Annotated in this window: 19 protein-coding genes; 11 read left to right on the plus strand and 8 right to left on the minus strand. The window is 54.6% G+C overall.

Features of this window, described 5'->3' with window-relative positions:
• Positions 1-2 precede the first annotated feature (2 nt).
• Positions 3-1,727, minus strand: coding sequence for a tetratricopeptide repeat protein (locus ACOOGA_RS02800; protein WP_420429450.1), 1,725 nt, complete (start codon positions 1,725-1,727; stop codon positions 3-5).
• A gap of 20 nt (positions 1,728-1,747) precedes the next feature.
• Positions 1,748-3,406: a 4Fe-4S dicluster domain-containing protein gene (locus ACOOGA_RS02805; RefSeq protein WP_417460194.1), complete on the minus strand. Its 1,659-nt coding sequence runs from the start codon at positions 3,404-3,406 to the stop codon at positions 1,748-1,750.
• A 340-nt stretch (positions 3,407-3,746) separates the two neighbouring features.
• On the opposite strand from ACOOGA_RS02805, the gene ACOOGA_RS02810 reads away from it, so the two are divergent.
• The 6 genes from ACOOGA_RS02810 (at position 3,747) to ACOOGA_RS02835 (ending at position 9,801) form a co-directional block, all read left to right on the plus strand.
• Positions 3,747-4,625 (plus strand): uracil-DNA glycosylase, encoded by an 879-nt coding sequence (locus tag ACOOGA_RS02810; protein ID WP_417460195.1) that lies wholly within the window; start codon positions 3,747-3,749, stop codon positions 4,623-4,625.
• Positions 4,622-6,409 carry a lytic transglycosylase domain-containing protein gene (locus ACOOGA_RS02815; RefSeq protein ID WP_417460196.1) on the plus strand — a complete coding sequence of 596 codons (1,788 nt, stop codon included), beginning with the start codon at positions 4,622-4,624 and terminating at the stop codon, positions 6,407-6,409. Before ACOOGA_RS02810 ends, ACOOGA_RS02815 begins: the two co-directional genes overlap by 4 nt.
• Positions 6,402-6,926 carry a molybdenum cofactor biosynthesis protein B gene (gene moaB, locus ACOOGA_RS02820; protein WP_420429452.1) on the plus strand — a complete coding sequence of 175 codons (525 nt, stop codon included), beginning with the start codon at positions 6,402-6,404 and terminating at the stop codon, positions 6,924-6,926. Before ACOOGA_RS02815 ends, moaB begins: the two co-directional genes overlap by 8 nt.
• Positions 6,927-7,045: 119 nt before the next feature.
• Positions 7,046-8,554 (plus strand): alanine/glycine:cation symporter family protein, encoded by a 1,509-nt coding sequence (locus tag ACOOGA_RS02825; RefSeq protein WP_417460198.1) that lies wholly within the window; start codon positions 7,046-7,048, stop codon positions 8,552-8,554.
• 46 nt (positions 8,555-8,600) lie between these two features.
• Positions 8,601-9,074 (plus strand): nuclear transport factor 2 family protein, encoded by a 474-nt coding sequence (locus ACOOGA_RS02830; RefSeq protein ID WP_417460199.1) that lies wholly within the window; start codon positions 8,601-8,603, stop codon positions 9,072-9,074.
• 88 nt (positions 9,075-9,162) lie between these two features.
• Positions 9,163-9,801, plus strand: coding sequence for a PAS domain-containing protein (locus tag ACOOGA_RS02835; RefSeq protein WP_417460200.1), 639 nt, complete (start codon positions 9,163-9,165; stop codon positions 9,799-9,801).
• Between the two features lie 43 nt (positions 9,802-9,844).
• Here ACOOGA_RS02835 and ACOOGA_RS02840 read toward each other — a convergent pair whose 3' ends face one another.
• Positions 9,845-10,642, minus strand: coding sequence for an SDR family oxidoreductase (locus ACOOGA_RS02840; protein WP_417460201.1), 798 nt, complete (start codon positions 10,640-10,642; stop codon positions 9,845-9,847).
• Positions 10,643-10,754: 112 nt separating this feature from the next.
• Here ACOOGA_RS02840 and ACOOGA_RS02845 point away from each other — a divergent pair, with 112 nt between their 5' ends.
• Positions 10,755-11,576 (plus strand): hypothetical protein, encoded by an 822-nt coding sequence (locus ACOOGA_RS02845; RefSeq protein ID WP_417460202.1) that lies wholly within the window; start codon positions 10,755-10,757, stop codon positions 11,574-11,576.
• Here the strand turns inward: ACOOGA_RS02845 and ACOOGA_RS02850 are convergent.
• Both ACOOGA_RS02850 and ACOOGA_RS02855 read right to left on the minus strand, forming a co-directional pair.
• Positions 11,573-12,376: an enoyl-CoA hydratase/isomerase family protein gene (locus tag ACOOGA_RS02850; RefSeq protein WP_417460203.1), complete on the minus strand. Its 804-nt coding sequence runs from the start codon at positions 12,374-12,376 to the stop codon at positions 11,573-11,575. The two genes, ACOOGA_RS02845 and ACOOGA_RS02850, sit on opposite strands and share 4 nt — an antisense overlap.
• Positions 12,377-12,399: 23 nt before the next feature.
• Positions 12,400-13,092 carry an SOS response-associated peptidase gene (locus ACOOGA_RS02855; RefSeq protein WP_417460204.1) on the minus strand — a complete coding sequence of 231 codons (693 nt, stop codon included), beginning with the start codon at positions 13,090-13,092 and terminating at the stop codon, positions 12,400-12,402.
• A 64-nt stretch (positions 13,093-13,156) separates the two neighbouring features.
• Between ACOOGA_RS02855 and ACOOGA_RS02860 the strand changes: the two genes are divergently transcribed.
• Together ACOOGA_RS02860 and ACOOGA_RS02865 are read left to right on the plus strand one after the other, a co-directional pair.
• Positions 13,157-13,624, plus strand: a complete 468-nt coding sequence (locus tag ACOOGA_RS02860; RefSeq protein ID WP_420429454.1) for an NUDIX hydrolase — start codon at positions 13,157-13,159, stop codon at positions 13,622-13,624.
• The gene (locus tag ACOOGA_RS02865; protein ID WP_417460206.1) at positions 13,614-13,823 is read left to right on the plus strand and encodes a DUF2842 domain-containing protein; all 210 of its coding nucleotides are present in this window, start codon (positions 13,614-13,616) and stop codon (positions 13,821-13,823) included. The genes ACOOGA_RS02860 and ACOOGA_RS02865 overlap by 11 nt, the downstream gene beginning before the upstream one ends.
• A 52-nt stretch (positions 13,824-13,875) precedes the next feature.
• Here the strand turns inward: ACOOGA_RS02865 and ACOOGA_RS02870 are convergent, their stop codons facing one another.
• The 3 genes from ACOOGA_RS02870 to ACOOGA_RS02880 all read right to left on the minus strand — a co-directional run bounded on the left by ACOOGA_RS02870 (position 13,876) and on the right by ACOOGA_RS02880 (position 16,564).
• Positions 13,876-15,492 carry a long-chain-fatty-acid--CoA ligase gene (locus tag ACOOGA_RS02870; RefSeq protein WP_417460670.1) on the minus strand — a complete coding sequence of 539 codons (1,617 nt, stop codon included), beginning with the start codon at positions 15,490-15,492 and terminating at the stop codon, positions 13,876-13,878.
• Between the two features lie 165 nt (positions 15,493-15,657).
• Positions 15,658-16,089: a Mov34/MPN/PAD-1 family protein gene (locus tag ACOOGA_RS02875; protein ID WP_417460207.1), complete on the minus strand. Its 432-nt coding sequence runs from the start codon at positions 16,087-16,089 to the stop codon at positions 15,658-15,660.
• A gap of 1 nt (position 16,090) precedes the next feature.
• Positions 16,091-16,564 carry a hypothetical protein gene (locus ACOOGA_RS02880; RefSeq protein ID WP_417460208.1) on the minus strand — a complete coding sequence of 158 codons (474 nt, stop codon included), beginning with the start codon at positions 16,562-16,564 and terminating at the stop codon, positions 16,091-16,093.
• Positions 16,565-16,575: 11 nt separating this feature from the next.
• Here ACOOGA_RS02880 and ACOOGA_RS02885 point away from each other — a divergent pair, with 11 nt between their 5' ends.
• Entirely contained in the window at positions 16,576-17,568 is a 993-nt protein-coding gene (locus tag ACOOGA_RS02885) for an RluA family pseudouridine synthase (RefSeq protein WP_417460209.1), read from the plus strand.
• A gap of 104 nt (positions 17,569-17,672) precedes the next feature.
• On the plus strand, positions 17,673-18,554 hold the full coding sequence (gene rpoH, locus ACOOGA_RS02890; protein WP_417460210.1) for an RNA polymerase sigma factor RpoH: 882 nt from the start codon (positions 17,673-17,675) through the stop codon (positions 18,552-18,554).
• Positions 18,555-18,599 lie beyond the last annotated feature (45 nt).

The raw sequence follows: 18,599 nt of genomic DNA on the forward strand, positions 1-18,599 counted from the left end.
CTTTACGAAAGTTCTGGCAGGCCCGCAGCCAGTTTTTGCAGAATTTCGGTTTTCTCGGTTTCCGTGGGCTCGCTATCAAGCGCATGCCGCCACTGGAAACGGGCTTCAATCTTACGTCCAACCCGCCAGTAGGCATCACCCAAATGATGGTTGATGGTCGGGTCGGTGGGCTCCAGCCTCACAGCCTGTTCCAGCAAATCAACGGCTTGGCTAAAGTCACCTGTCAGGTAGTGCACCCAACCAAAGCTATCCATAATGAAGCCATCGTTTGGTGTCTGCTCGATCGCTTTCTCGATCAGTCCCTTGGCTTCATCAACATTCTTGCCACGATCTATCCAGCTATATCCCAGATAATTCAGCACACTAGGTTCGTTGGGCTTGAGACGTAGCGCAGATACAAGGTCAGCTTCCGCCTTGCCCCAGTCACCAAGCTGTTCAAAACAAACGCCTCGCGCGAAAAAGACAAACCAGTCAGACGACCGAGGCTGTTTCAATTGGTCAATGGCCTGTCCATAATAGACAATCGCTTCTGTATAATCTTTCCGCTCACGCAGGATATCGCCCATAGTAACTAAAAGGGTCTGGTCATTGGGGTCCTCACGAAGGCCGCGCCGCACCAAGTCTTCCGCCGCCCCCGTCTCGCCCGCAGACCTCAGGGCGCCAATGTGCTTGATGTGGGCAAGCTGCCGCAGCGGACTGATATCCGGCACGGATGCATAGGCGCTGGCCGCTGCGACTGGTATTTCCAACCGTTCAAGCAGGTCGCCAAGCAGAAGATAGATCTCCGCCACCTCTGGCATCAGGTAGGATGCGATGCGCATATATACGACTGCAGCCTGCGACGACTGGCCGTGAGCGAACTCACTACCCAGACTATAAAACATGGCACCGGCAGCACCGTTGGGTGTGGCCGCGTCCTGGCTGGGCGGATATCCGGCAGACATCCGCATACTTTCCCGCAGCAGGAAGGTATTGTTGTTGAAACGCTTGGTTTGTTCGCCCAGAAAGTCACGGGCTCCCACTGTATCCCCTTGCTGGAACAACATATGAGCGTAAGCCACCATCGGCTGATACGATGAAGGTTTCTCGGCGTTCGCAAGCGCAAGGTAGGCCGTTGTAGCAGCCTCATAATGCTGAAGGTGATCAAGGATGTAGGCTTTGTGCTCTTCCCCGATCGACTTAAGGCGCGGGTCACTCAGAAGCGGCGCAAGGGCAGCCTCCGCCCCAGGCAGGTCCTGCTCTGCCGCATGGCTCCATGCCTCCAGTATCGGTGATACTAGGAAACCAAAGCCTGTGTCACTAGTAGCGCTTAGCCTGTTTCGAACCTCGGGCCAATCCTGTCGGTGATACGCTTCCAGCACATACATGATGCGAACGAGGTCGTCGTTTGAGCCGCCCTCGCGTTCCTGCAGGTTGACAGCAAGCTTACCGGCGTCTTCCATTCGCCCTGCATAAAGGAGCTGGAAGAATGCGCGGTCTGCCACAAATCGGCTATCCGGGTCAGAGCTAAGTGCTGAGAGATAATACCGGGCCGCTTCGGCATATTCTTCATTGTGCTGGGCAAGCGTCGCCGCGACAAAGGGGCCATAAAAGCTGGCCCCGTCGTCCCGAGCTTCAAATTCGCTGTGCAATGAACCGCTTACAGGAGCGGTCATCTGGCGTTTTGGCGCTTCAGTGGTACATGCCACAAGCGCCAAAGCCAGAAAGATGGTGGTAATAGGCTTCATTTCTGCCCTTTGTGAACTCGCTACATATTCGGGTAGTTGGGGCCTCCACCGCCCTCGGGCACTACCCAATTGATATTTTGGGTGATGTCCTTGATATCACAAGTTTTGCAGTGAACACAATTTTGCGCATTGATCTGCAGCTTTTTGTCTCCGCTGTCACCTTCGATAAATTCGTAAACACCAGCCGGACAATAGCGTTGTTCGGGCCCAGCATAGTCGTTCAGGTTAATCTCAACCGGCACACTGTCATCCTTGAGGGTGAGGTGAATAGGCTGGTCTTCCTCGTGGTTGGTATTTGAGAGGAAAACGCTTGAGAGCTTGTCAAAAGTGATAACACCGTCTGGCTTCGGATAATCGATCGGCTTGGCGTCTGCTGCCTTTTTGGTCACCTCGTTATCCTTATGGCCGTGCTTGAATGTCCACGGCACAAGGAAACCAAGACCAAGGCTGTTGAGCCACATATCGATACCGGAATATAGCGTGCCCAAGGTTACGCCATATTTGGAAAGCGCAGGGCGCGTGTTACGCACACTGTGCAGGTCTTTGTATATCCAGCTGGATTTAAACGCGGCTTCGTAGGCTGTCAGTTCAACATCACCTTCGGAACCGCTTGCCACTGCGTCAAACGCCGCTTCGGCTGCCAGCATGCCTGACTTCATCGCATTGTGACTGCCTTTGATGCGCGGCACGTTCACAAAACCCGCCGCACAACCGATCAGGGCCCCGCCGGGGAAGCTGAGTTTTGGCACAGACTGAAGCCCGCCCTCATTGATAGCCCGCGCGCCATAAGCAACACGACGACCACCTTCCAGAATCTCACGAACCGCAGGGTGATTTTTAAACCGCTGCATCTCGTCAAACGGTGAGAGGTAAGGGTTTTTATAGTCAAGCGTGACAACAAAACCGATAGCAACCTGATTATTTTCCTGATGATAGATGAACCCGCCACCCGCGTCTTCTGTCAGCGGCCAGCCCTGGCTATGGATCACACAGCCCGGCTTGTGTTTCGCAGGGTCAATATCCCACAGTTCCTTGATGCCGATGCCGTAGGTCTGATGGTCGCTATCTGCGCGCAGGTCAAACTTGCTTTCAAGCTGCTTGGTGAGCGAGCCACGGCAGCCTTCAGCGAACAAGGTGTATTTCGCGTGAAGTTCCATGCCGGGTTCATATGAACCCTTGTGGCTACCGTCACGCGCGACACCCATGTCACCGGTTGCAACACCTTTTACGCGGCCATCTTCATGATAAAGGACCTCTGCCCCCGCGAAGCCGGGGTAAATTTCAACGCCCATGGCTTCCGCTTGCTCCCCAAGCCAGCGCGTGAGATTGCCCAGCGACAGCGTATACATGCCTTTGTTGGACAATAGCGGCGGCAGGAGAAAGTGCGGAAATTCGGTTTTCCCCGTCTCGGACAAAATCCAATGATGGTTCTCTGTCACAGGGGTGTTGAGCGGCGCGCCCTTTTCTTTCCAGTCCGGGATCAGTTCATTGAGCGCAATGGGGTCAACCACCGCTCCGGAAAGGATGTGAGCACCGACCTCCGAGCCTTTCTCGATGACGCAAACCATCAGCTCTTGCTCTTTTTCCTGTGCGAGTTGCATCAGGCGGATTGCAGCGGAAAGCCCAGCCGGGCCACCACCAACGATTACAACATCAAATTCCATGGATTCGCGTTCCATGCGCCGCTCCTTTAAACTTCCTGAGTTCAACCTCATGCCACGGGTAGGCCGTCCCGTTTAGGCAGCATGGGTCGAAAACTGGGCCACTGACAGTAGATTTCAAGTGTTTATGCCTGTGCTTAACGTAAACGTCAAACGCTTGCATCTGTGGCAAGGGGTACTGCGACGCTCTCTTTCACTTCAAGACAGGGCCGGACGCTACGTCAATCTGCTCTGTCAACTAGCTAAAATGCACGCCAAAAATTCAATGCAATTTTAAGGGATGGCCCTGTATAGTGATCAACAATATAGTGGCGAAGCGCCAACTGATTCACTTTTAACCTTAAGCACCAGGCTCTTCATGACCACCAATATTTTGGAAAATAGCGACCCTGCCACACTGCTGGCCTGGCATGTCGCCATGGGAGCCGACGAAGCCATAAAGGGCGAGACGGTTGACCGCTTTAAAAGTGTGCCCGTTCAGACCTCCGAGCAAGCCCCTGATCAGGCTTCAGCAGCGGCGCCACAGCAGCGCCCCACAGTCGCCGCACATTCCAGCACACCTGCGCCACAGGCTGGCCACACTGGGGCGGGGCCTCGCAAGGTCGAAGCCCGGCCGGTTCAAGCCGTTATTGGCGCCGGCCAAGCCGCTGCAGAGAACGCTGCAGCAGCCTGTAACAGCCTTGATGAGCTTGAAGCCGCGTTGAAAGCATTTGACGGCGGCCTCCTCAAGCGGTCAGCTAAAAACACTGTGTTTGCAGACGGCACGCGCGGCGCACCGATGATGATTGTTGGCGAAGCCCCCGGCGCTGAAGAGGACCGCATTGGCAAACCTTTTGTTGGTGCGTCCGGCCAGCTACTTGACCGCATGTTGGCGGCGGCTGGCATGAGCCGCGATAAAAATGTCTATATTTCCAACGTTGTACCATGGCGGCCGCTAGGAAACCGCACACCTGACCAAGCGGTTATTACCATGTGCCTGCCGTTCATTAAGCGGCATATCGAGCTCGCAGAGCCCAAGTTTGTTTTGATGCTTGGTGGTGTGTCTGCGAAAGCGCTTTTGAATACAGAAGACGGTATCACCCGTCTGCGGGGCCGCATGAAAGAGCTTGACCTTGGCGGTCGGAAAATTGCCGCAATGCCTGCGTATCACCCCGCTTATCTCTTGCGCCAGCCCCACTTGAAGAGCTTTGCCTGGCGTGACCTGCTCGCTGTTAAGAGGACACTCGCGTCGTTATGAGTTTTAAAGCCGTTTTTCTGACATTCCTTCTACTGCTCGGCTGCATGGCCCCGCGCCTTTACGCAGCACCAGCAGAAATTCCTACAGTTCTTGGTGAGGAAGATATCAAACGGTACCGCCGTATTTTTGAGCTGCAGGAACAAGCCAAGTGGAATCAAGCAGATAAAATGATGAAGCGGGTTGAGAACGATGTGCTGATGGGGCATGTCTGGTTCCAGCGCTACATGCATCCAACGGGCTACCGCAGCAAATACAGTGAGCTTGCAGGCTGGCTGAAAAGCTATGCCGATCACCCAAACGCCTGGCGCGTATACAGCCTTGCTCGCCGCAGGCAGGGCAAAGCGCACGCACCGCGCCGCCCGGAGGATACGCGCTATCCCGGCGTTACAGGGCAATCCGCGGACCCGAAACCGCCTCTACCCAGCCGTACACGCGATGAGCGCGGTTCTGTCACAACCTTTATGGCAAACGTGCGCCGCTATGTGCGCAATGGTGACCCTGACCGCGCTGAAAAACGCTACTGGGCAATGGTCGCCCGCGACCTTCTGGTGCCGCACGAAGAAGCTGAAGCTCTAGAACGCATCGCTGCCAGTTACTATTATAAGTCAAATAATTTCAAAGCCCGTGTTCTGGCCACACGCGCAGCCGATCTCGCCCGCGAAATTGTGCCGGAGAGCGACTGGATCGCAGGCCTTGCCAGCTGGCGCGACGGTGATTTCAAAACTGCCTACACGCATTTTCAGCATGTCGCCAACTCAGAGCGTGCCGGTAGCTGGCTGCTCTCAGGGGGGCAGTTCTGGGCTGGCCGGGCCGCGTACCGCCTTGGAGACCCTGTCGCAGGCATCAACCACCTTCTGGCGGCAAGTACGCAGGTCGAAACCTTCTATGGCCTTATTGCCAGCCGCCAACTCGGCATCCGCCCGGATATTGACTGGTCAGTACCGGAACTTAACCAGAACGCAGTTGATAGCTTGATGGAGCATATCGCCACCAAACGGGCCATAGCGCTCACGGAGGTGGGTCGAGATGATATCGCCGATGAGGAGCTCCGCCTGTTGTGGGGCCGTGAAGGGACCACTGTACAGGAAGACCTGCTCGCCCTTGGTGCAGCCCTTAATCTCCCGAATATCCAGATCCGGCTCGGCCGGGCTGGCGGCACAGGTAAACCAGCATCAACCGCGGTGCGTTACCCGCTACCTGACTGGGCACCCGCAGGTGGTTTTTCGGTCGACCGTGCCCTTATCTTTGCCATGGTGCGCAAGGAAAGCGACTTTCGCATTCGTGCTAAAAGCCGCGTTGGTGCCGGTGGCCTGATGCAGGTAATGCCTGCAACAGCAAGCTACATCAGCAAGGACCGCAAGCTTCTGCGCCGCAACAAAGGCCGCCTGTTTGAGCCTGAATTTAACATGGCGCTTGGCCAGCAATATATCGAATATCTGCTGGATATGGAGTATGTGGAAGGCAACCTCTTTATGGCGCTTGCCGCCTATAACGGCGGGCCGGGCAGCCTGATGGGCTGGCGCAACGAGGTGATATACGACGAAGACCCGCTACTTTTCATCGAGTCCATCGGCTTTTACGAAACACGAAATTATATTGAGCGTGTAATGGCCAACTTGTGGCTTTACCGCATGCGCCTTGGGCAAGACACGCCAAGCCTTGATGCTATTGCATCAGGCGCATGGCCAGCGCTTGAGCTACTTGATACGGAACAAACTGCCATTGCGCACCAACGCGCCCTTACCCGAACGACGACGAGGACAACAATCAGTGCCGATGATTGACGAAAACCGCCCATTCATCCCAGCCAACATTGCTGTGATGACAGTATCAGATACTCGAACGTTCGAGGACGACAGATCCGGCGACACTTTGGTGGCACGTATTGAAGCTGTAGGCCATAAACTGGCCGACCGGGTGATCGTACGCGACGAGTTTGATGCGATCACGTCTCAACTGTACACATGGATGGATGACAAAGGGGTCGACGTAATCATCTCGACTGGCGGCACAGGCATAACGGGCCGCGATATTACGCCTGAATGTTTTGAAGCGCTCTATACCAAGACAATTCCCGGGTTTGGAGAGCTGTTTCGCATGCTTTCCTACGAGACCATTGGCACCAGCACCATCCAAAGCCGCGCCACAGGCGGCATTGCTGGCACTACGCTGATGTTTGCCCTGCCCGGCTCAACCGGTGCGGTAAAGGACGGCTGGGACAAAATCCTGAGCACACAACTCGACAACCGCTACCGTCCCTGCAACTTCATTGAATTGATGCCACGGTTCGGTGAGAAGTAACTACGCCTGACACACTATCACCTTCCTGCGAGACAGTTGTCAGAAACCAACATTTCCCCTTCCCTCCAGATGGCTCGTCGCCTAGGCTGGCGCCACACAAAAAACTCTGGGGAGAGGACGTGTATCAGTTCAAGCGTAATTTGGTGGCAGCGCTCAGCGTGCTGACCCTTAGTGGGCCGTTATTGGCCGAAGATAGTGACTTGGCGCGCAGCGGTTTTGTGCAAACGGTGGCGGGTGCCATTCGTGAGCTTGACGCCTTTGTTTTTGCGCAGGTCGACATTCTGGGAATTCAAGTAGCATGGATCGTCGCCTTTCTGGCGCTACCCATGATTTTGCTTACCGTCTATTTTGGTTTCATCAATTTAACGAGCTTCAAACGGGCGTGGCACATCGTACGCGGTGACTTCCATGACGACAGAGCCGCCGGTGAGGTCACCCAGTTCCAGGCCCTTTCCACGGCCCTATCGGGCACCGTGGGGCTTGGGAATATTGCTGGCGTTGCCGTTGCTATTAGCACGGGTGGCCCCGGCGCGACCTTCTGGATGATCCTGATCGGCTTTTGCGCCATGTCGCTCAAGTTTGCGGAATGCACCCTTGGTGTAAAATACCGGGATGTCCGCGAAGACGGGACCGTTGCGGGCGGACCAATGTATTATTTGGAACGCGGCCTGAAGGCGCGTGGCTGGGGCAAAATAGGAAAAACCCTTGCATGGGCCTATGCCATTTTCGCGCTGCCAACACTGCTGCAGGTAGCACAGGTTAACCAGTCATTTGAGGCTGTCGCCGCCGTTACAGGCCATGACAGTGAAACATCAAAGTGGATATTTGGTGTGCTGATGGCCCTTCTGACCGCCATCGTCATCATCGGGGGCATCAAGTCAATCGCCAGCGTAACGTCGCGTCTCGTGCCCGCCATGGCCATTATCTATATCACCGGTGCTCTAGTGATCATTGGTAGTCATATCAGTGAGGTACCAGCTGCTTTCGTCACCATCTTCCAGTCCGCCTTTAGCCTTGAAGCCGGTTTGGGCGGTTTGATTGGTACGATGATCATTGCAATGCAACGCGCCGTTTATTCAACAGAAGCAGGGCTTGGTTCCGCTACCATGGCGCACGCCGCAGCCAAAACAAAAGAGCCTGTATCAGAAGGCATGGTCGCGTTGATGGAACCCTTTGTTGACACGGTTGTGGTATCAACAATGACGGCGCTCGTGATCGTGATAACAGGGGTTTACCTGGATCACTCAGGCGCTGCGGGGATTTCCCTCACATCCGCAGCGTTCGGCAGTGTTATCAGTTGGTTCCCATGGGTTCTTGCCGTCGCGGCATTCCTGTTTGGATATTCCACCATTATCAGTTGGGGTTATTATTCGAGCAAGGTGTGGGAGTTCATATTCGGCGGCAGCAAAAATTCGATGGACCGGTTCAAGGCTATCTTTTGCCTCATGCTTATTCCTGGCGCGGTCTTCTCGGTCTCAGAAGTTTACATGTTGATGGACAGTATGTTCTTCCTGATGGCGGTGCCCAACGTGATCGGCATTTACCTGTTGGCGCCGGAACTGAAACGCGACTTGAAGAGCTACCTCACACGCCTGAAATCAGGTGAAATCAAGGCTTTGGGGGACTAGAGTACACAGAGAATTTGTGCGTGATACGCACGTTGAGGAGATTTAGATGCGATACTTTATTGCAGTAGCAATGATTATGATGGGCGTTGGCGCTAACGCGGATGACAAGGCAGATATCTCAAGCGCACTTGATGCCTATCATAACGCCGCCGCTGAAGCGGATTGGGACACCTACTTTGGCCTAACGCACGAAGATTTTATCTTTCTGGGCACCGACGCCGCCGAACGCTGGGACAAAAAAACCTTTCAGTCTTACGCTGAACCCACTAACGGCTGGGTCTATACGCTGCGCGAGCGACATATCAACATAACCCCAGATGGTAATAGCGCTTGGTTTGATGAGCTGCTGGACAGTGAAAAATATGGCACCAGCCGAGGCACCGGCATACTGATTCGCACGGAAAGCGGTTGGAAATTTTCTCAGTACCATCTCACATTCCCGATGCCGAACGACTTGGCGGCAGGATTCACGCAGCAGATTCAGGTATTTGAGAAGCGGCAAAAAATGGGCCAAAACTAGGTCATATATCTTGTCTTGAAAGCGCCCCCTCTTACCCGCAAACTCTTCCCAGTTTGAGTTCCTATGCTTTTTGGAAGAGGAGGCGCATATGCCCGTTTCCGGTGTATTGGAGCAGTTGCTGAACTACTGGCAGGATTTGCCACGTGAAAACAGTGCCTCGATTCCGGCGCGCAGATCCTTACAACTCATTGAACTACATGAACTTTTACCGCGCATTTCGCTCATGAGACGCCGGGACCGTTTTGATGTTCAGGTATCCATGATCGGGACCAGCACACCCGATCTTTGGCAAACCCCCATGCCAGGCTTTAACGCGTTTGATCTCACAAGCCCGGACTTGTACGAGAACACAGCTCGGCTTTATGACGCTGTGCTAACACAGCCAAGCGGCGCCCATTTAGTAGAATCAGTCTACCGCCACTCCGGGCGCGATGCGGAAGTTGCGTCACTTTATCTGCCGCTAGCAGACCGTGATGGGTCGCCCGTCTATATCGTCGGGTGCTCGGTCTACCGCAAACGGCCAAGTTATGGGCGCATCAATGATCGACTGATGCTTGACCATCAGAAGGTCTCCAGCGTTGAGTTTATCGATCTTGGTTACGGCAAGCCTATTGTTCAGTTTGAACGGCCTGAACGCCGTCCCCAGCCCGAAGCCGAAAACCGTTGGTGGGACAAGTTTATGCCAACAAAACCAAGACCCAGCAAAAACGCATGGCTTGACGCCTGACTGGCAATAAGACTCCAAAGACCCATGGGGTAGGCAAATCAGCCTAGCCCATTTTTTCAACCATCTTGAAAAGTGTGTTGGGGAAAAACCGTTTCACCCACAGTGCTTTCATCTCTGCGCCTTCCCCAACCGGTATTTCCTTCTGCCGTTTGGAGAGGCCCTTCATAATAACTTTGGCGCATTTCTGCACGTCCATACCGCCCGCAATATTCTTGTCCACCTCGCCAAATTCACTGCCGTCGCCCCTGAGGGCGTTGGTTGAGATATTGGTACGAATAAAACCTGGGGTGATGGTGGTCACATGAATGCCAGACTTTGAGACTTCAGCGCGCAGTGCGTCAAAGAAACCCATCATGGCATGTTTGGCGGCGCAGTAACCGGTGCGTTGGGAAACTCCAATCTTGCCTGCAACAGATGCTGTCACCACCATATGCCCGCTTTTCTGATCGAGCATGATTGGTAGAACTTCCTTGGTAAGCGCGATTTGGCCAAAAACATCCACCTCAAACAAGCGTCTGTATGTCGCCATATCCGTATCAATACACAGTGAACGCTGTGATATTCCCGCATTATTGATCAGCATGTCGATGCGGCCTGTAAAAGCCTGCGCCGCTTTCGTTGCGGAAGCGATCGCTGCTTCATCGGTGACATCAAGGGGCAGGATGAGGATATCGTCAGCTGCGGCGCCCGAGCCTTCACATGCCAGCTTCACGCGCTCAAGCTCCGCTTGCCTTCTGGCCGACAGGATCAGCTTTGCACCAAGTGCCGCAAATTCATATACCAGCGCTTCACCAATGCCAGATGAGGCACCTGTGACCCAAATCGTCTGTCCTTTAAACACGCTAACCTCCCCTTCGTTGATCATGAAGATAAACTAGGGTAGACAATGACAAGATCAAATCTGCATCCGAAAGATTTGACCCAACGCCATTTGCAGGGCCGGAGCCTCACTCATGCAATTCCAGACACCAACACTTGCGGCACTTGTCAAAGCCGCCTGGACAGGCATCCGCCTACGTACAGAGCTTTTTATGCTGTTGACCATCTTGTCCGGCATTCTCTCGGCACTGCTATATATGCCAGCCGCGGAGGTCATTGAGGAACTGATCAGCATTCTGGATAGCCAGCGTGAGCCTGAGGTCAAAACGGCCGAGGCAGCGGCCGCAATTGATGAAGGGGCATCCACCCTGTTCATTGGTCACCTTCTAGTCACCGCCGTGACCACATTCCTCATTATACCGTGGGCAAGAGCATGTGCCCCAGGGTCTCTCACGCCGTCCGATGGTGGGCTAAAAGCCTTCCTGCGTCGCGGATTTCGCTCTTTTCTACATATGGTCGCGGCTACGGGAATGATTATCCTGCTGGCGCTAGTTGCGCTCCCAACGGTGTCTGTGATTGGCAGTGCACTGGGTGGTATTGGCAACGCTGTTGTCATGACAGGCGTGGTGCTTCTGGTGTGGGCCAGCATTGCGCTAACCAGCATCGCCAACCTCGCCATCGCCGCAGAAGCACGCGACCGCAAGGAAACCATGTGGACCGCGTGGAATCGGGGTCGTTTCTTCCTCACCCCCATTACAGGAGCCCTGGGTTTCCTGCTTCTGAGTGTCGGCCTTGCCAATATGATCGTAAGTTCATTTTTGGCGGGTTTGCTGCCAGAAGGCGTTGCCAACCTGCTTGGCATGGTTGTTTCAGGCATGTTTGTTTATGCGGCATCTGCGCTGCATGTAGCAGCGCTGTATATTGTGCCCGACTTTCGCGACCTCAGGCCGCTTTAATCGTTCCATGTAAAACCCGCAGGCCGCTTTTCAAGGAAAGCACGCACACCTTCCGCTGCATCCGCACCCTCATGCGCCGCGCGGAACATCTCTGCCGTGATATCATCATCGTCTACTTGTCCGTCCAAAACCCGCCGGATCAGGTTTTTTATACCTCGAACGCTATACTGTGAAACGCCCGCAATTTGCTGGGCAAAACTGATGGTTTTTTGGTTGAGTTCCTCAGCACTATAGAGCTCATCAATCAAGCCGATCGAAAGAGCTTCCTCAGCGTCCAGCACACGCCCGGTGAACAACATGCTTTTTGCCTTTGCGGGGCCAACGAGGTCCATCAGCTGTTTGGTGTCATTTAGCGGATAGATCAGCCCGAGTTTAGCGGGTGTAATACCAAAACGCGCACCATGCGCGGCAAAGCGCATGTCACAGTGGATGGCAAGGCCACAGCCGCCGCCCATGCACGAGCCTGATATCTGTGCGATCGTAGGCTTCTCGGTACGGGCTAGTGCGCGCTGGGCCTCACGAATGGCGATGCGGTTGCTTTCTTGCCGCAAGGGGTCCCTCGCAATTACCTCCAGCTCCGCAATGTCGGCACCTGCGGAGAATGCCTGCTGTGAGGAAGACCGTATGATGATCACCCTGACCCGCTTGTCATGGTCGAGCACGTCCAGCGCTTTCGGAAGCGCCGTCCACATCGCTTCAGACATCGCATTCCGCTTATTCGCGCGGTTCAACACAAGGCTGCCGATGCTCCCGTCCACATCTACATAAATCGGTTTGGTCTTGTCTGAGAAGTCCGTCATTTTTTTGCCTGATGTATGAGGCCCTAGAAAAGGCTGTGTTGTGTTTCTTCTTCCGCCGGTTTCAGGCACTCAGGCCCGTCAAAGCGTACGTTATTGACAGCGCGGCTGACCGCACGCCAATGGAAAGCCGTCTCCGGCACAAAATCAAAAGTCTCAAGGAAGCCGCGCGGCAAGGGATCATGCGGTGTGAGCCACGCGCCATAGTCCGCAGCGCGTACCACGAGCGGGCGTCTGTGGTGCAGGCTTTTCATCGGGCCTTCGGTTGGGGCTGTCAAAATCGCCATGGTCTCAAGCCAATGGTCGCCGTCCGGGCCATGCCATACCGACCAAATGCCCGCAAACGCCATCGGGCCACCCTCTACGGGGCTGATCAGATAAGGCTGTTTGCGCCCATTCACTGTCTTCCATTCATACCAGCCGTCAAACGGTACAAGGCAGCGCTGGCGTTTTATGCTGGAACGAAAAGAGGGTTTCTCTGTCACTGTCTCAATGCGGGCATTGATCAGCGGCTTGTCGCCAATTTCTTTTTTCCACTCCGGTACCAGCCCCCACTCAACAGCCACCAACTCGCGCTTGCCTTTGTCGTTCAGCCGGATAATCAGCACCGGTTGGCGCGGCGCGATATTGTGATGCGGGGTGATAGGCATGCCTGCAGGCGTGGCGAACACACGTTCAAGAGCGTCATTCGGGGATGTCAGAATATAGCGCCCACACATAGAAAACTTGCCTCTCCATCATTGCACGGCCAAAGTGCCCAAAAGATTTACCCGAACAAATAGCATGCAGATTATGGACGCAAGAGAAAACCCTGAAAGACCTGTCATTGGTGTCGGTGCTGTTGTGATGCAGAGGGGCGAGGTGCTGCTTATTCGCCGCGGCAAGCCCCCAAAGGAGGGAGAGTGGAGCCTGCCAGGTGGTGCCCAGGAATTAGGCGAGAGCGTGCATGACGCCCTTAGGCGCGAAGTGAAGGAAGAAACCGGGCTGGACGTTAAAGTCCTGGATTTCCTGGATATCATTGACCTCATCGACCACGCTGACGGTGGTGCTGTTCGGTATCATTACACCCTCGTCGACTATCTGGCCGAGCCCACGGGCGGAGCACTGCGCGCCGGGTCTGACGCCTCAGACGCACGCTTCTTTAAGCTTGAAGAAGCCCTCGCCCTTCCGCTATGGAGTGAAACCCACCGCATCATTACCATGGCGGCACACCGGTATAAGAAACTGAAAGGCCAAACAAATGACCGATAAACCAGCAGCCCGTAGCCTATGGGGCATGCTCGCGCTTATTTTCGGGCTGATGGCTTATGCGTTTCTTGCAGGTGGCGTCGGAAGCTTGCTGAACGAAAGCTCGCTTGTCATCCAGACGATATATTATCTGGTCGCTGGTATCTTGTGGATATTTCCTGCCCGCAAGGTTTTGGAATGGATGGGACGCGGTAAACGGTAAAGGGCGGCAAACGCCGCCCACACCTGATCGTTTTGAAAATGCGGCTCAGCCATCACGCATCGGGAAAGCTATAATCCTTGAACTGCTCACGCAGGTCTTTTTTGGAGATCTTACCCGTTGCGGTATGTGGCAGTTCCTTCACCATCACCACATCATCAGGCAGCCACCATTTGGCGACTTTGTCTTCAAGATACGCGTGCATTTCAGCCACATCGAGGCTTTGGCCTATTTCGGGCACCACCACCATCAGCGGGCGCTCATCCCATTTGGGGTGATAGCGACCGATAACGGCAGCCTCCAGCACTTTGGGGTGGCCAACCGCTTCATTCTCGAGATCAATGGAGCTGATCCATTCACCGCCAGATTTGATAACGTCTTTGGCACGATCTGTAATCTGCATATAGCCGTGCTCGTCAATGCAAGCCACATCGCCCGTATCAAACCAGTTATCATCATCAAGGATATTGCCAGCGTCGCCCTTGAAGTAGCTTTCCACCACCCATGGCCCACGCACCATAACCCGGCCCGACGATTCTCCGTCACGTGGCAACTTGTTACCGTCATCGTCCATGATGCACATCTCAACACCCAGCACCATGCGGCCCTGTTTGCACTGTACATCCAGCTTCTCTTTGGCCGGCAAATCCTGCACCGCGGCGTTTTCGCTGCCCAGACTACCCAGCGGGCTCGTCTCGGTCATGCCCCAGGCATGGTTCACCCGCACGCCATAGTCATCCTGGAAGGTCTTGATCATACTGCGCGGCACCGCGGAACCACCAATGGTTACGATCTTCAGCTCAGCCATGTCCTTGCCAGTGGCTTGCAGGTATTTCAACATGCCAGCCCAAACAGTCGGCACCGCCGCAGTGACAGTGATACCTTCGTCCACGATCAGCTTGTGCAAGGTTTCCGGGTCATGGTGCGGACCGTTAAGCACCAGCTTGGCGCCGGACCCAGCCGCCGCATAGGGAATGCCCCACGAATTCGCGTGGAACATGGGTACCACCGGCAAAATAACCGAGGTGGAGCGAATGCCCAGCGTGTCACCCGTCAGCGCCAGCAGCGTATGCAGGAAATTTGAGCGGTGAGAATACAGCACGCCTTTAGGGTTGCCTGTTGTTCCTGAAGTGTAACAAAGTCCGCAAGCTGTGTTTTCATCGAAGCTCGGCCAGGAATAGTTACCGTCCTCAGCCTCAATCAGTTCCTCGTAGGAGAGTACATTTTTCAGCTTGGTTTCCGGCATATGCTCGCGGCCAACCAGAAGCACAAAATGCTCAATAGTGGTGAGATGTTCCGCAATTGCTTCAATCAGCGGCACGAAGGTAATATCCAACATCAACACACGGTCCTCAGCGTGGTTCATGATGTAGATAAGCTGTTCCGGAAACAGGCGCGGGTTCACCGTGTGAGTAACAGCCCCCATGCCAGATGCACCAAACCATATCTCCATATGGCGGTGTGTGTTCCACGCCAGCGTCGCGACACGATCACCAAGTCCTATGCCCAAACGGGTAAGCGCTTGCGCACATTTTTTTGCCCGAACCGCGTGCGAAGCAAAGTCGTACCGAAACTGTCCGCCTTCCGGCAGCATTGAGACGATCTCACGCTTCGGATGATTGATTTCAGCATGCTCTAGAAATTTGGAGACCAGCATTGGCCAGTCTTGCATTTGTCCTAACACAGAATAGCTCCCCATAAACAACACGAGACAATAATATCCCAAGGCTCCTCTTCCCAAAGGTCGCCCGTTCTAGCGTTTGATTAACTATAGGTCTCGGCGGATGCTTTTCAAACGCTTTGTCGCCAGAATCGCACCAGAATTGCGCAGGCGTGATTAATGCTCGAAATGCACATGCCGCATTGTCTGGGGGGTTAGGTCATCCGCCATGTAACCGGCGCTTTCGGTGGCCCCCTCGCCTACGCTGGTAATAAGCCACAGCCATCCGGCCTCTACAGATCTGGCTTTGTCTGTATCCGACGGCTCTGGCCTGCCACCGGGGTGGCTATGCCAAACCCCGACTACCTGCGCGCCATCTGCCCGTGCCGCTTTCTGCGCACGAATATAGAGCGACGGGTCAATCTCAAAGCTGGTTTTCGGGTCGCCCTCAGTGACATTCGCGCTTAGGACCATGCTTTCAACCATAAACTGATCACCTTGCCTGCATCCAAGGAGCAGCGCGCAAGCTTCAAACGGCGCCGCTTTTACCGCTTCTCGCTCGAGTAGAGAAAGCAGACCGGCCGCAAGCTGGACCGTGATGAGGGACATGTTATTTGGGCACCGACACAGGTGTCTGTTTGCCGCTCACCCGGTCCACCAATATCAGCGTGTCACTGCCATCTGCCCGACGGAAATGCAGCAACAGTTCACGCTCGCTGGCAATCGCTGAGAGAAGCTCACTGCCCGCTGGCCGCACAACACGGTAATTGCCCGCAGAAATAACGTCAGATACAGCGGCTTGCGAGGGTTGAGGTGTGCTTGGTGCAGCTTCAGCAATCGGCTGATCCTCACCATTATCAAGCGCGATGAGTTGCTCGGTCGCCTTGTTCGCGATGGCATACACCACAAAAATGAACAGCGCAACGATCACCAGCCCGAGCACCAGCACGAGTGTTTTGAGGCCTTTGTGCTGGTCAGCAACAGCGCTAAGCTCATCAGCAACGTCCTGCATGCTGCCGCCTTCACCTGTGGTTTCGTCATTTCTATTCATCTGAGGCGTGACTTTTTCATCTTCGCGCATCATAAGGTGTCTCCATGAGCGACGCATTTCAAATATCGGTTGATCCCAACCAAAGCGGGGTCCGGCTAGACAAACTTCTGGCCGAGGCGTTGCCGGACATGTCCCGGTCTCGCCTGCAAAGCCTTATAAAGGGTGGCAACGTCCATCTCGTCACGCAGGCTCCCAGTGAGACCATAAAGAGCCCATCACGCTCGGTCAAACAAGGTGAAGTTTTCAGTGTTGAAGTTCCTGTACCCGAAGACGCCACCCCAAGGCCAGAGAATATCCCGCTTGATGTCATTTTTGAAGATGATCATCTAATCGTGGTGAATAAACCGGCGGGCATGGTTGTACACCCGGCCCCTGGCGCACCTTCCGGCACGCTAGTGAACGCCCTTCTCTATCACTGCGCTGGCAGCCTAAGCGGTATCGGCGGTGTCAAGCGCCCTGGTATCGTGCACCGCATTGACAAGGAAACCAGTGGCCTCTTGGTCATGGCTAAGCATGACAAAGCGCACAACGGCCTTGCTGTGCAGTTTGCTGACCACTCGATTGAGCGGCTCTATAGCGCGGTGTGCAAAGGGCACCCGGTGCCCCCGAACGGGCGCATTGAAGGCAATATTGCCCGGCACCCGGTTGACCGCAAACGCATGGCTGTCTCAAAAACAGGTGGCAAGTGGGCGGCAACGCATTATCGCACCCTCAAACATTTCCAGCAGGGCGGTACGGCTGTCGCCAGCCTGGTTGAATGTCAGCTGGAGACAGGGCGTACTCACCAGGTACGAGTGCATATGGCACACATTGGCCATCCATTGGTTGGCGACCCCGTTTATGCCCGCACCTTCAAGCTTTCAGGCAAGATCAAAGGCCCCGCGCGTGACGCCCTTGCATCCTTTACCCGGCAGGCCCTTCACGCCCGCGTGCTCGGTTTTCTGCACCCAATTAGTGGCGAACCCTTTAAATTCGAGAGCGAACTCCCACATGATATGAAAGAGATGCTGGCAACCCTGGACCGATACGCGGTTTAAGGCGCTGGCGTTTTTACGCATTTGACAGCTTACATTGTTCGGCAGTATTATATCAAAATGATATACAAAGATAATCGGGCCAAGACCCGGGGCGAGGATTTCAGATGAGCAATCTCAGCAATTTACCAACACTATCCCCCGAAGGCAGTTTGAGCCAGTATCTTCAAGACATTCGCAAGTTCCCCATGCTGGAAGCGAATGAGGAGTATATGCTCGCTAAAGCCTGGGCGGAACATGATGACCGTAAAGCGGCCCACAAACTGGTGACAAGCCACTTGCGGCTGGTTGCAAAAATCGCCATGGGCTACCGCGGATACGGATTGCCGGTCGCTGATCTGATCGCTGAAGGCAACGTCGGCATGATGCAGGCCGTTAAGCGATTTGACGCAGAAAAAGGCTTCCGCCTTGCCACCTACGCCATGTGGTGGATCAGAGCTGCTATTCAGGAATATATCCTTAGAAGCTGGTCTTTGGTCAAGATCGGCACAACGGCAGCCCAGAAAAAACTTTTCTTCAACCTGCGCCGGCTCAAGGGCCAGATTGCTGCGGTTGAAGAAGGTGATCTGCTTCCCGAGCACGTGACAACTATTGCCGAAAAGCTAGATGTTCCCGAAACAGATGTCGTGAATATGAACCGCCGCCTTTCCGCGATGGATCACTCGCTCAACGCGCCGCTGCGCGCAGACGCAGAAGGTGAATGGCAGGATTGGCTGGTAGATGACGGCCCGGATCAGGAAACCCTGGTCGCGGAGAAGGAAGAACACACCCAGCGCCTGTCGCTGCTCCAAGAAGCGATGGCCGACCTTAATGAGCGTGAACGCCATATTCTGACGGAAAGACGCCTCAAGGAGCCACCGCAAACCTTGGAGGAACTAAGCCAGGAATACGGTGTGAGCCGCGAGCGGGTTCGCCAGATTGAAGTTCGTGCTTTTGAGAAAGTGCAAAAGGCCATGCGGCTCGCGGCAGCTAAAGCAGCCAACAGCTAATTTACAATATTGATATTACTAATAATCGGAGCGCGGCCTGACAGG

The sequence above is a fragment of the Kordiimonas sp. genome (assembly GCF_965216265.1).
Taxonomy (GTDB): domain Bacteria; phylum Pseudomonadota; class Alphaproteobacteria; order Sphingomonadales; family Kordiimonadaceae; genus Kordiimonas.